10 protein-coding genes are annotated in these 13,703 nt (G+C 61.5%); 2 read left to right on the plus strand and 8 right to left on the minus strand.

What is annotated here, in order from left to right:
• Positions 1-7: 7 nt before the first annotated feature.
• Positions 8-1,372, plus strand: coding sequence for a phosphoglucosamine mutase (gene glmM, locus Q0K43_RS00695; RefSeq protein ID WP_297288648.1), 1,365 nt, complete (start codon positions 8-10; stop codon positions 1,370-1,372).
• Between the two features lie 117 nt (positions 1,373-1,489).
• Complete coding sequence (locus tag Q0K43_RS00700) at positions 1,490-1,678, plus strand: hypothetical protein (protein WP_297288649.1); 189 nt, start codon at positions 1,490-1,492, stop codon at positions 1,676-1,678.
• Positions 1,679-1,764: 86 nt separating this feature from the next.
• On the opposite strand, the gene Q0K43_RS00705 is transcribed toward Q0K43_RS00700, so the two are convergent.
• The 8 genes from Q0K43_RS00705 to Q0K43_RS00740 all read right to left on the minus strand — a co-directional run bounded on the left by Q0K43_RS00705 (position 1,765) and on the right by Q0K43_RS00740 (position 13,670).
• A complete protein-coding gene (locus tag Q0K43_RS00705) occupies positions 1,765-2,064 on the minus strand; it encodes an AtuA-related protein (RefSeq protein ID WP_297288650.1) in 300 nt (99 codons plus the stop codon).
• Between the two features lie 26 nt (positions 2,065-2,090).
• On the minus strand, positions 2,091-3,437 hold the full coding sequence (locus tag Q0K43_RS00710) for an acyclic terpene utilization AtuA family protein (protein ID WP_297288651.1): 1,347 nt from the start codon (positions 3,435-3,437) through the stop codon (positions 2,091-2,093).
• Positions 3,438-3,495: 58 nt separating this feature from the next.
• A complete protein-coding gene (locus Q0K43_RS00715) occupies positions 3,496-4,938 on the minus strand; it encodes a M20/M25/M40 family metallo-hydrolase (protein ID WP_297288652.1) in 1,443 nt (480 codons plus the stop codon).
• 52 nt (positions 4,939-4,990) lie between these two features.
• On the minus strand, positions 4,991-6,376 hold the full coding sequence (locus Q0K43_RS00720) for a sodium:solute symporter family protein (RefSeq protein WP_297288653.1): 1,386 nt from the start codon (positions 6,374-6,376) through the stop codon (positions 4,991-4,993).
• A 356-nt stretch (positions 6,377-6,732) separates the two neighbouring features.
• Positions 6,733-8,088, minus strand: coding sequence for a sigma-54 interaction domain-containing protein (locus tag Q0K43_RS00725; protein WP_297288654.1), 1,356 nt, complete (start codon positions 8,086-8,088; stop codon positions 6,733-6,735).
• A gap of 112 nt (positions 8,089-8,200) precedes the next feature.
• On the minus strand, positions 8,201-12,058 hold the full coding sequence (locus Q0K43_RS00730; RefSeq protein WP_297288655.1) for an S-layer homology domain-containing protein: 3,858 nt from the start codon (positions 12,056-12,058) through the stop codon (positions 8,201-8,203).
• 302 nt (positions 12,059-12,360) lie between these two features.
• Positions 12,361-13,194 (minus strand): S-layer homology domain-containing protein, encoded by an 834-nt coding sequence (locus Q0K43_RS00735; protein ID WP_297288656.1) that lies wholly within the window; start codon positions 13,192-13,194, stop codon positions 12,361-12,363.
• Between the two features lie 5 nt (positions 13,195-13,199).
• Positions 13,200-13,670, minus strand: a complete 471-nt coding sequence (locus Q0K43_RS00740; RefSeq protein WP_297288657.1) for a hypothetical protein — start codon at positions 13,668-13,670, stop codon at positions 13,200-13,202.
• Positions 13,671-13,703: the final 33 nt, after the last annotated feature.

Consider the following 13,703-nt stretch of genomic DNA (forward strand, 5'->3'; position numbering starts at 1 on the left):
GACTAATATGGGAAAATATTTTGGAACGGACGGCTTCCGCGGAAAAGCCGGCGAAGGCCTGACCGCCGACCACGCATACCGGATCGGCCGCTTCCTGGGCTGGTATTACAGCAGGGAGCATAAGGCCCGGATCGTTGTGGGCAAGGATACCCGCCGCTCCAGCTATATGCTGGAGTATGCCATCAGCGCGGGTATGGCGGCGTCCGGCGCCGACGTGAACCTGCTCCATGTGACCACCACCCCTTCGGTGTCCTATGTGGCCCGGACGGATGATTTCGACTGCGGCGTGATGATCAGCGCGTCCCATAATCCCTTCTATGACAACGGCATCAAGCTCCTCAACGGCGAGGGCGAGAAGATGGAGGAGAGCGTCATCGCCCTGGTGGAGGACTATCTGGACGGCAAGCTGGTGGTAGACGGCCGGGAAGTGGGCGAGCTGCCTATGGCCACCGAGGCCCAGATCGGCAGCATTACCGACGACGTGGCCGGCCGCAACCGCTACATGGGCTACCTGATCTCCCTGGCCGTCTATTCCTTCAAAGGCAAGAAGGTGGCCCTGGACTGCGCCAACGGCAGCGCCTGGCACATTGCCCCCCGGATCTTTGAGGCGCTGGGCGCCCAGGTTTTCCCCATCAACACCAATCCGGACGGCACCAATATCAATCTCAACGCCGGTTCCACCCACATTGAGGGCCTGCGGCGCTATGTGGTGGAGAACAAGATGGACGTGGGCTTTGCCTACGACGGCGACGCCGACCGCTGCCTGGCGGTGGATGAGAACGGCAACCTGGTGGACGGCGATCAGATCATGTACCTCTACGCCTGCTATATGAAGAAGCGGGATAAGCTGACCACCAACACGGTGGTAACCACCGTGATGTCCAACTTCGGCCTGTACAAGGCTTTGGATGAGGCGGGCATTGCCTATGAAAAGACCGCCGTAGGCGACAAGTACGTCTATGAGAACATGGTGAAGTACGGCCACCGCATCGGCGGTGAGCAGTCGGGCCACATTATCTTTACCAAATATGCCCGCACCGGCGACGGTATCCTCACCTCCCTGAAGGTGATGGAGGCCATGCTGGCCCAGAAGCTGCCCCTGAGCAAGCTGGCGGCGCCGGTGACCATCTACCCCCAGGTGCTGATCAACGTGCGGGTCAAGGATAAGCAGGCCGCCCAGGCCGATCCCGACGTTCAGGCCGCCGTGGCCGCCGTAGCCGACGAGCTTGGGGACACCGGGCGCATTTTGGTGCGGGAATCGGGGACCGAACCCCTCATCCGGGTCATGGTGGAGGCCCCTGCCCAGGAGCAGTGCCAGACTCTGGCCCAGCGGGTGGTGGACGTGGTGATCCGGAAAGGGCATCAGGCCTGACACCCAAACAGGCCGGCAGCCCATCCGCCCCAACCGCTTGAATCTGTTTGGGACGGGGATAGCCTGGACTGGAAGGAGATCCCGGCCAATGAGATCACCCAGCGGGTGGTGAGCAGGGTGGGACCGGGCTCTATCGTCCTCTTCCACAATGCGGCCATCCATACGCCGGAGGCGCTGCCGGGGGTGATCCAGTGCCTGCTCCAGGAGGGGTACACCTTTGTGCCCATCTCCCAGATCATCCTGCCGGGCGTCTGCGGCACCGACTATACCATCGACCACACTGGCCGCCAGCAGCTGTGCCAGTGAACAGAACAAAAGACAGGCCGGGCGGGGATGTGACCTTACGATCACATCCCCGCCCGGCCTGTTTGGGAAGATGAGAGAGAATGAACTCAGATTTCCATATCCAGCAGGTAAGAGGACAGCCCCTTGCCGTGCATATCCAGGGACAGGGAACGGGTGACGCCGCCGCCCAGCGCGGCGTACAGCACGAAATTCAGCGCATGGATGTTGGGCAGTTCATAGCGGACCACCTGGCCCTGAACCATGCCCTTGAAGTGGGCTTTGACCCGCTCCACGGTTACTTTTTCCCGGAGCAGTTCATAGTCCTTGGGGTCGTAGGCGATGAGGGAGATGTTGGAGATATTGCCCTTGTCGCCGGTACGGGAGTGTGCAAGATCCCAGAGTTTCATGACGCAGTGCTTCCTTTCTGCAAAAATCAGACCTCCAGCAGCTGAGCCTGAGGTGTGACGTCGTGGCGATTCACCAGAATGGAGGCCACGGATACGATGTCCCGGGTGTGCTTCACAGCGCCGCAGCCGCCGGCGGGGCCGTTGGTGTACAGGGCCTCCACCTCGTTGCCGATGAGGTCGGCCTCCGCCCGGGTCTTGGCCCGGCCGGCCACCCGTACCCGCACCTCGCTGGGTTCCTGATTGTACTGGTAGTCGGGGTTCCAGTACAGGCTGTTGCAGCCGATCAGGTCGAATTTCAGCTCCTCAAACACGTTGGGCGCCACCAGCTCCAGCCGCTCTTTCAGGATCTCCAGAGCCAGCTTGCCGCGGTTGACGCAGCCGGGGCCGCCGTAGCTGATCTCGCCGTCACCGATGAAGCAGTCCTTGTAGCCGATGGAGCATTTGAAGGTGTCGGTGCGGGGCTTTCCGGTGACCCCCTCCACCTTTACCTTGTCTTTGTCCAGCTCGGTAAAGCGGATCTGTTTGCAGTCTGCCACCACGTCTGGGGTCAGATAGTTCTCCGGGTCATGGATCTCGTAGCAGATCTGCTCGGAGCAGGTCTCCACGGTGACCATGCCGCCGGCCTCGGGCACCTTGGTGACGAAGAAGGAGCCGTCCTCACAGGCCTCAATGATGGGGAAACCCAGGTGACCCAGGCCGGGTACGTCCTTCTTGCCGGGTTCGGCGAAATAGCCGCCGGTGACCTGCCCGCCGCACTCCAGCAGATGACCCATGATGGTGCCCTTGCCCAGCTTGTCCCAGTCGTCCAGCGCCCAGCCGAACTCGTGGATGAGGGGGGCCATGAAGATGGCGGGGTCGGCCACCCGGCCGGTGATCACCACGTCGGTCCCCATGTCCAGGGCCTTCAGGATGCCCTCCACTCCCATATAGGCGTTGGCGGAGACGATCTCGCCGGGCAGTTCCCGCAGCGGCCTGTGATTCTCCCACACCTCGGCGTCCATGTACTTGTCAATGACAGGCAGCAGGTCGTCGCCGGTGACGCAGGCGATCTTCATGCCGGTGAGGCCGTGCTTGCGGGCGATCTCCACGCACTTCCGGGCGGCGGCCTGGGGGTTGGCGGCCCCCATATTGGTAATGAGTTTGACCTTGTGCTTCCAGCACAGGGGAAGGGCCTTCTCCATGCGGTACTCCAGCAGGCTGTTGTACCCCTTGGAGGGGTCCTTCAGCTTGGCCTGCTGACCAATGGCAATGGTGCGCTCGGCCAGACATTCATAGCTGATGTAGTCCAGATTGCCCTTCTCGATCAGCTCCAGAGAGGGCTCCAGACGGTCGCCGGCGTAGCCGGCGCCGCTGCCAATGCGGATGGTTTTCATAGCAATTGCTCCTTACCTGCAGCAAAATCACGTCAAAATAGGGGACGGGCGGTGGGGCTCAGACCCGCCGCAGGATTTCCACCAGGCAGCGATAGCAGCGGTCAAAGGAGGCCAGATCCAGCTTCTCGTCGGGGGTATGGGCCTGATAATGGGTGGCCACCAGCAGGATCATATCCAGCCAGGGCATATTGCGCAGGAAGAAGCCGATCTCGTTGCCGTAGTGGGCGCCGATGGGACGGATGTGTTCGCCGTTCTGCTCGAACCATACCTGGTCGAACACGTTGTAGAAGGGGGTGCCGGCCTCCACGTTGTGGCCGTAGAAGTAGTTTTCCACCTCATATTCCACATCGAAGAGCTGGGCCAGCAGACGGCTCTGCTCGTCCATATCCAGCATCTTGGAGGTGATGGCGCTGGTGGGGCGGTAGAACCAGGTGATGGAGTCGTCGGCAGTTTCGATGGTCTCCAGGCTGAAGGAGGAGATGGGCAGGCCGGGGAACACCAGGCTGGTGTCCACCAGACCGGCGGGGAGCAGATGGAGCAGGGTGACCACCTTGTCCGTGACCTCCTCCGGCATGGCGGGGGCGCTGTGGGTCTGCTGGCTCAGAGTGAGGGTCATGTTGGGGTCGCTTTCCTTATGCTCGAACTTGACCTCGTCCAGCACCCGGCGGGCGATCTCCTCCGCCTTGGCCATGTGTTCGGGCGCCAGGGCGATGCGGGCGGTGCAGTCCACCGGGATGGTGGTCACGCTGCCGCCGTCCAGGCTCACCAGGCGGCAGGGTACTTCCTTGCGGATGTAGTAGACGATGCGCACCGCCGTCTTAATGGCGTTGGCCAGCTGCCGCTCCTGGAACTGGACGTGAGCGCCGGTCAGGCCGTGGACCCGGATGGACAGCTCCGCAGCCCCCTCCAGTGTCTCCCGCTGGAAACGCTTGGTGAAGCGGGCGTTGGCGGCGCCGGCGGCGATGAGCAGGCTGGTGCCCTCCAGGTTGCCGTCCATGCTGACGTACTTGCGGGCCTTCAGCTGGGAACAGTCGAATTTCTGCACACCGTACAGGCCGGGCTCCTCGGCGGTGGTAAAGACGCACTCCAGCTCCGGATGCTCCAGCGTCTTGTCCTGGAGAATGGCCAGCATATAGGCCACGGCCACGCCGTCGTCGGAGCCGCAGGTGGTCTCCTCCGCCATCAAAAAGCCGTCGTCGGTGACCTTTAGCTTGAGGCCTTCGTTTTCAAAATCAAAGGTGCTGCCCGGGCGCTTGTTCCAGATCATGTCCATGTGGCCCTGGAGCATGACCACCTCGTGGTCCTCGTAGCCGGGGGTGGCGGGCTTGCGCACCACCACATTGTTGGCGCTGTCCCGGGTGTACTCCAGCCCCAGATCCTTGGCAAAGTTGCACACAAAGTCGGCAATCTTCTCTTCCTTGAAGCTGCCCCGGGGAATGGCGGAAATATCTTCAAACAGCTTGGCGTAGGGCTTGCCGGTATGATCGAGTACATATTTCATAGGTGATAATCCTTTCTTTACAACTCAGCGGTTCTGTGATGAGCGGGACAGGTCAGGCCTTCTCAATGGCCGGACCGGCGGTCAGCTTGCATACCACAAAGCCCACTACAGAGGAGACGGGCAGAATGATATACACCGGGTGCCAGGAGGCGCTCATACCGGTGATAACCCAGATGATGCCCACCAGGATGCCGGAGACGATGCTCCAGCCGGCAGCCTTGGCGTTCATACGCTTCCAGAACATACCGGCCACCAGGGGGAAGAACATGGGGCCGGTGACGCAGGCGATGAGTACGGTGACCAGTTCGTTGAGGAAGGACTGCTGAATCATAAAGGTGGGAATGATGGTGATGAAGCCGTAGACAAAGGCGATGAGGCGGGTGTAGGTCAGCTGGGTGCGCTCGGAGACCTGCTTCTTCTCATACACAGGCAGCAGCAGCTGACGGATGATGGTGCAGATGGCCAGCAGCTGACCGGCCAGGGTGCAGATGACGATGAGGGCGATGGACGCGAAGATGAGGGCGGTGAGCCAGCTGGGGCAGTAGGTGTTGATGACGGTGGCGAAGGCCAGGGAGCTGCTGCCGCCCACGTCCAGATTCATGGCGATGCACACCATGCCCAGCAGAGCGCAGATGAAGCCGCAGGGCAGGTTGAGGATGGCGCCGAAGAAGATGCCCTTCTTGGCAGCGGCATCGTCCTTGGCGATGAGGGAGGGCTGGATGGCGGCCTGCATGGTGAGGAAGGCCACGAAGCAGGTCAAGAACCAGCTGAACCAGGTCTTGGCGGGCATGGTGAACAGGTTGAAGTAGCTGGCATCCAGGGTGTTGGTCAGGGTGGCGAAGCCGCCGGTCTGATTCATCACCAACACCAGGCCGATGGCCATAGCAGCGTACATCAGGATGCAGCACACCTTGCTGACGTAGTTGGCGCCGCTGACGCCGGATACCACGGTGTAGGAGATAGCCAGCAGCAGGCCGATGATGCAGGCCCAGGTCAGGTCCAGAGAGGGGATGATGGTGCGGAACACGGTGGTCACGGTAAAGAGCTGAATGGGAATGTAAATAAAGCCCATGATCAGGTAGGCGTAGGAGTACAGGTTGCTGATGCCGGAGGAATAGCGGTTTTTCATGAAGTTGGAGATGGTGTCCTCGGTGATGTACTTACGCAGGTGGGTGATAAAAAACATGGACAGGATCATGGCCACGGTGCCGGCGATGCCGTACCAGGCGCCGCCGATGCCCAGAGTATAGCCGTTCTGGGCCGCGCCGATGGTGGAAGTACCGCCAATCTGGAATGTGACCAGCAGGATACCGACGGTGACCCAGTTCAGGTTCTTGCCGCCGTTTGCCCACTGGGCGGCGCTCTTTACCTTTCTGCCTGCCAGAATGCCGATAAGACAGATGACGCCGATCAGGATAAACATTAACGCTGCTCTCATGGTTTACCTCCCGAAAAAACGTATGTTGTGGGTTTGGTCCGCTGCCTGACCACGGGCGTGTACCCCTCATTGCACACAACCAACTTGAAAACGCCGGTGGGGCAGCAGATGTCTGTGTACACACCCAGAATAAAAGCAAGCGATATGCCAACATGACGTCTCAGGGATGTAAAGCCGGAAAAGCCGCTGGCTGTAGGGCTTATATGCGCCGGGAACCGGGATGCGCTCAGATCAAGATTCTAAAAAAGTAGAATTTTGGCGAAGGGTGGGGGTAAAAGAGGGGTAAAAACCGCATGGCACAAGGCTTCTAAAATTTTAGAATAGTATTCTTAAATTTTAGAAGCAGGGGGGCAGAGTTAATTGTCCTGGGAAGAGAGTTTGTTGTACAGGGTGGCCAGGGAGATGCCCAGCTCCCGGGCAGTCTTTTTCTTGCCCTCCAAAGAAGGACCGTTGCACTCCAGCAGATCCAGGATCACCTGCTTTTCAAAGGCTTTGGTGCGCTGAGCCAGGGTAAGGGTGGATTGGGCGGCGGCGCCCCGGCGCAGGTCCATGGGGAAGGATTCGCTGGTGATGACCCCCGAGGGGGTGAGGTAGGCGGAGAACTCCAGCACGTTGCGCAGCTCCCGCACATTGCCGGGCCAGTCGTGGGCCTGGAGGCAGACCACCGCGTCGTCGGTGAGGCGGAAGGGGCGGCGGAGTTTGTGGGAGAAATCCTCCAAAATGGCCTGGGCCAGGGCGGGGATATCCCCCGGCCGCTCCCGCAGGGGCGGGATATGGATGGGGAAGGTGTTCAGGCGGTAGTACAGATCTTTGCGGAACTTGCCGGCGGCCACATAGGTGGGCAGGTCGGCGTTGCAGGCGGCAATGACCCGCACGTCCACCTCCACCTCCTTCAGGCCGCCCACCGGCCGGATAGTATGCTCCTGGAGGGCGCGGAGCAGTTTGGCCTGGAGCCCGATGTCCATTTCGGAGATCTCGTCCAGAAAGAGGGTACCGCCGGCGGCGGCCTCAAACAGGCCCATCTTGCCCCCTCGCTTGGCGCCGGTAAAGGCGCCTTCCACATAGCCGAACAGCTCCGATTCCAGCATATTGGCATTGAAATTGGAGCAGTTGATGGCCACAAAGACGCCGTCCCGGCGGGGACTGGCGTTGTGGATGGCCTGGGCATACAGCTCCTTGCCGGTGCCGCTCTCGCTTTCCAACAGGACGGTGGCGTCGGTGACGGCGATACGCCGGGCCAGGTCCTTCACCCGCGCCACGGCGGGAGTGACCGCCACAATATCGTCGAAGGTATACCGGGCGCCGTTGGCTTTGTTAATGCTGTGCAGCACCTGGCGGCTGCGGGCCTCCACCGCCTCCAGTTCCTCCCTGGTGTGGTAGGCCTCCTCCAGAAAGGTGACCACCGACAGGCCGCCAACCAGTACGCCGTCTTGGTAGATGGGGTAGAGATTGACAAAATAGAAATCCTCGATTTCCTGGCGGGTGATGTGGAGAATAGGCTTGCCGGCCTTGATGACGTCGGGAAGCCGGGCGCCGGGGCGCAGGTCCCGCAGGCGCTTTCCCTCCACCGGGCCCAGGGAATCCCCCAACTCCTTGCGGAGAAAGTCCAGATAGGCCTGGTTGCAGAAGACCAGGCGGCCCTCGGTGTCAATGATGGTGATGCCCTCCCGCATGGCGTCGAAGGTGGCTCTGGCAGCGGCGTTAAGTTCCATGGCGGTCCCTCCCTCTTTGTTATGTAGATTATACCCTGCCTGTCAACGCCGGAAAAGGGTCTGCGGGAGGCGTTCCGTTAGGAACGCCTCCCGCAGATGGGGAAGGATAGGGTTAGGAAGGATCGATGGAAGAAAAGTTCATCAGGATCTGAGCCACTTCGGCCCGGGTGGCGGAACCCTGGGGATTGAGGCGGTTGCCCCCCACGCCGCTGATGATGCCCTTCATGGTACACCAGCACATGGCCTCATAGGCCCAGTCGGATACCTGGGCGGCGTCGGCGTAGTCCAGGGGGAAGGCCCAGGCGCCCTGGAATCCGCCGCCGGTGTGCTGGACATATCGGTACAGAATGGTAGCCAGCTGCTCCCGGGTCACAATGTCGTCGGGGCCGAAGCTGCCGCTGGAGTAGCCGGTGACGATGCCGTTTTCACTGGCCCAGGCCACGGCGTCGGTGTACCAGCTGCCGGAAGCCACGTCGGGGAAAGCCGGGGCGGCGTCGCACTGGGGAGACCCGGCCAGCCGCCACAGGACGGTGACGACCATGCTGCGGCTGGTGGTGGTCAGAGGCGCGAACGTGGTGGCGGAGGTGCCGTTCATCAGCTTGTTGTCATAGGCGTACTTGACCGCCTCATAGAACCAGTCGCCGTCCTTCACGTCGGTGAAGGGCAGGCCGGTCTCCACGGGGGCATCGTCCTCAGCAAAGACGGCTGTCACGGTAACGGCGGAGGAGGGCATGGTGAAGGTGTACTTGCCATCGCCCTTGTCGGTGAGTTTGATTTCGGTTCCGTTCTTGTCGGTAACGGTAAGGGTGTCCAGCTGATAGCCCTCGTCGGCCTTGGCGGTGAGGGTGACGGTGGCGCCTCTGGAGGCGCTCTTGCGGCTGGAGGTCACGGTGCCGTTGTCGCTGTCTTCCACGGTGATGGCGTAGCTGGAGGTAACGGCGGAGGAGGTGCTGCCGCCGGCCTCCACCAGCGCCAGCTTGGCGGCGTACAGGTCTTCGGCGGCCTGATCGATGACCGCCTGAGCGGCCTGGGCGTCGACCTTGGTATCAAAGGCCTCGCTCTCGGCTGCTTCCTGGGCGGCGGCCAGGGCGTCCTGAAGGACGGCCCAGCTGGAGGAGGTGTATTCGTCGGAATCCAGGGCGGACAGGTCGTCGATGAGGGCCTCCAGGCCGGTAACGGAGGTGGCGTAGGTGTTATAGGCAGGGGTCACCACCTGGCGGTAGAACTGGAAGGGAACGGCCTCGGTGCCCACATAGTGCTGGGTGGTGTTGTTCTCATGGGCCAGATAGAGGGCCTTGCCATCGACCACGCGGCTGACGGTGTAGGAACCGGCGGGGCCGTCCACGGAGGCGATGGTCAGGGACTGTTTTTCATCGGTGACAGGTACCGTGCTGCCCGCACTGGTGGCTTCGTTCAGGTTGAGATAGCGTCCATCAGACTCGCAGCTCTGGATGGCATAGCCGGTTTCAGCGTTGCCGGTAACGGTCCAGGTCTGACGGGTGGCGGCATAGCCGCTGTCCAGCTTTAGCAGGCCGTCGGAGGCGGAACCGGTCACATGATCGCTGTTGGCGTTGCCGCTGGCGTGGTACAGGATTCGGCTGCTGCCGGTGTGGAAGATGGCGTACACCGCGCCGGAGTCAATGCCGTCGGTGTCCAGCTCATAGGTGGTGGCAGTCTCGTGATAGATCTCCTCCACCTCGTCGGTGTACCGGTCGGGCAGGACCACCTCGTCCTCCCCCTGAACCGCCACGTCGGCGGAGGCGGTGCTGGTGTAGCCGGCGGAGGTGACCGAGACAGTGATGGTGGCGGTACCGGAAGCCACGGCGGTGACTACGCCGCCGTCCACAGTAACCACGTCGGGGTTGCTGGAGGTCCAGCTCACCTTCCCGTCAGCGGGGGTATAGGTGGCGGTAAGGGTGGCGGTTTCCCCCACCTTCAGATCCACAAGGGACTGATCCAGAGAGATGGAGGTCAGATCGTCAGCCGGGCGCCAGTCGTCGCCCAGCAGATCAGTTGAGGCGGGAATATTCACATAGACGCTCCGGCTGCCGGCGCCCTCATACAGCAGAGAGATGGAGCCATCCTCCAGCTCGGTCAGACTGGAGTAGCCGTAAGATTCACCGCTTGCGGTTACCTCATAGGCGTTGGCCAGCTCCATGGTCTTGTCCTCGTTGAGCAGGAAGGTATAGATCATGCCGTTGGTGCGGCTGTTGGCGTTACCAGCGGCTGTGGACACCAGAATAACGGGTTTCCCGTTAATCTCCCCGGAGTACCGGATGGCGGAGAGCTGGTTGTTGTAGGTCTTGTGGACGCCGGTGTCCACGGGGTCGCCGGCCACCCATTTCTCACCGTTCCAGGTGTGGTCGGTGTAGTACAGAGTGGAGTAGCCGTCCCGGTAGAAGTGCCGCACGGTGGTCTCGTCGATCTGGACCAGGCAGCTCTCGCTGGACCAGTGGTTGGACGGAGTGGCGTTATCGGAGCGGTGCCAGGTCTCGCCGCCGTCGGAGGAGTAGATGAAGCTGGCGATCTGGTTGCTGTTGGCAATACCGGAGGTAAAGGTATAGGCGGGAAGCATGATGGTGCCATCTTCCAGACACAACCCGGCACCGGGGCCCACGCCGTAGAACTGATCCTCACCGGTGCGGATCTGGGGATTCAAAATGGTGGGAGCGGACCAGGTTTCGCCGCCGTCCTTGGAGGTCACCAGCCACAGGTAGGTGGCGCAGCGCACATGGAGGTCGGCGTTGTAGAAGAACACGTTCTGCTGGATGTATTCGCTGCTGCCCAGACGCTGGCAGTAGATCTTCTGGGCGGCGGGGTCGCTGCCGTCGCCCTGGTAGAGGTAGTAGTGGTCGTCCACATAGTAGTCGGTGACGGAGCCGTCTGCGTTATAGATCTTGGCGTAGCCGTCGGCGAAGTCGCCCACATAGGAGACATAGTTGCTGTCGTTCTGTTCGCTGACCTTGGGAGAGATATACAACACCAGGCGCTGCACGCTGTCGATCTCCACATAGCCGCTGGACTTGGCCGGAGCCATGGGGGCGGTGTTGAGGGCCACGCCGCCGGGGAAGAGGTCCACCATCAGATAGATGGTGCCGTCATTGCCCTGGATCATCACCGGGTCGATAAAGGCGGTGGCGTTGGGCTGATAAGAATCCACGCTGTCCCCAAAATAGTTGGGGAAGGAGTAGTTCCAGGTCTCGCCGCCGTCGTCGGAATAGCTGACGATAGTGTCCAGGGCGCAGGCGTCGCCCAGATGGTTCCAGCGGGCGTCAATGGCGGCCACGATGCGCCCGCTGTCCAGAGTGATGATGGAGGGAATGCGGAAGTTATTGCTGCCGCCGGTGCCGGGGGCAAAGGGCTCGTCCTGGGTGGTGCCCGGCTGGGGAATTAGCTCCTCCCGTTCCACCGTATCCGCTGCCACCTCGGTCTGCTTGAAGAAGCGCAGACCGTAGCCGGCGCTGCTGGTCAGGAAGGCGCCGTTATTGGAGGCGTCAAAGAAGAGGTGGTTTTCGCCAGAGGACATGGTGTACAGCCCGGTCTTCTTGTCAAAGCCGATGGTCAGGACTACCGCCGCGTCGGAGGTATTCAGGTTGGCGCCGCTGCTCTGGGACAGGTCCAGATAGCGCTTGCTGTCCACGCTCTGAACGGTGTAGCCGCCCTCCACGGCGGTGATGGTCCACAGCTGGCGGGAAGCGTCAAAGCCGCTGTTGAGGGCCAGCTCATCGCCAGAGACCGAAGCGGTGACCTTGTCGGTCTTACCGGTGCCGGTGTGGTAGAGGATGCGGTTGCTGCCGCCGGCATCGTCCTCGTTGGTATAAATGGCGTACACCTCGCCGGAGTCCACCCCGTCGGTGTCCCGGATATAGGCGGTGGCGGTGGGTACGGCGGCCAGAGCCGCCGGCATGAGTCCAACCAGCATGCACAGACTCAGCAGCAGTGACAAGAGACGTTTCCGGGTGTGTGTCATTCAAATCCTTCCTTTCTGCTTGGTATTGCGGAGCGACGGCCTGCTGTAAGGGACAGGCCTGGGTGGGAATATTATACCATTGAAGAAAATATTTTTCATTACACGGAAATATAAAATTTTATTTCGTATTATTGGATAAAATGTATATAGACAAAGGGGGCGGCAAAGAAAAATGTGGTTACTTTTGACGAAAGGAGACCATTTGAGTCGGATTTTGTGTAACCAAAGAAATAATAAAAAACCACGCCCCACGGTGCTGCAAAAGCAGCGCCATGGGGCGTGGTTTTGGTAAACCGGGAAGATCAAGCCACAATATTCTGGCAGAAGCGGGCCAGGATCACGGCGGCCTGGGCCCGGGTGGCGGAACCGGCGGGAGAGAGGGTGGTCCCGCTGGTGCCGGTGATGAGGCCGGAACCCACCGCCCATGTCATGGGATCGGTGGCGTAAGCGGACACCTGGCCGGCGTCTGTGTAGCCGCTCAGGTCGGTCCGGGCGGACAGGTCATAGCCCTTGTAGCGGGCGTACCGGTACAGGATGGCGGCCATCTGCTCCCGGGTGATGGTATCATCGGGGCCAAAGCTGCCGTTGGAGTAGCCGGTGACGATGCCGTTGGCACTGGCCCAGGCCACGCCGCCGGAGTTACCGCCGCTGGAGTTGCTGCCCCCGGAACCGCCGCTGCTCCCGCTGCCATTGCTGCCCGTATCCACGGAGGGGTAGGTGGTCTCTTCACCGTCGGAAGTGAGCAGTTTCAGGTTGGAAGCCTGCTCCACGGTAAAGAGGGTGTCGGGACTGGAGAGTACCCCCAGGGTAAGGGCCCCGTCCGTGGGCAGCACGCCGGACTTGGCGGTGACATAGACGGTCACCGCCCGACCGGTTTGTTTAAAGGCGGTATAGACGCCGGGCTGGCCGGCAAGGACGCTGTCCGGAGCAAAGTCACAGGACGCGTCTGCGGAGAGGGTAAAGGTGGCCTGGATGCTGTGACAGTCGGCAGGCAGGCCGGTAAAGCCTATGCTCTGGCTGGAAGCGGGCTCTTGGGAGGAGACCGTCAGCCGGGGCCCGCCCGCGGCAGCCGCCCCTGGGATCAGGGCGGCTGCCGTCAGGCAAAGGGTCAGGAAAAACAGGGAGAGTTTACGCAACGGTTTCATCCTTTCGTTTGACTCAAATCGCTTTTCAGCTCAATGACAGGCAGGGCGACCTGGTCCTCCTCGTCGCCGCCCTCGGGGAAGCTGAGCCACAGGGTCTGACTGGTCAGGCGCTTCTTGTCGGCGCTATTGGGCTCGTCGGTGCGGTAGAAGTTGGCCCGGATCTCCAGGGGGTAGGGATCGGTGACGCCGCTCTGGGCGTTGAGGGCGGCCTCCGCCTCCAGGTCGGGGACGAAGAGGAAGAAGCCGTCGCTGGTGTCGCTCACCGCGCCATCGGCGGGGATCTCGGCCAGCAGGTAGAACTCGCCGTTCATGGCCCGCTCAATGGTGGTCACCTCACCGGCCTCGGGGGTGGTGCTGTACCGGGCCTCGATCTCCACATAGTTGTACACGGGGTCGCCCCGGTAGGTGCCAAGGATCACCAGGGTACCGGCGGGAATGTCGTCGTAGGCATCCTTGAGAATGCCCACAGTGGCGCCCTCGTAGAAGTCCACCCGGTCGCC

Origin of the sequence: uncultured Flavonifractor sp. (genome assembly GCF_944383115.1) — a bacterium.
Classification (GTDB): domain Bacteria; phylum Bacillota; class Clostridia; order Oscillospirales; family Oscillospiraceae; genus Flavonifractor.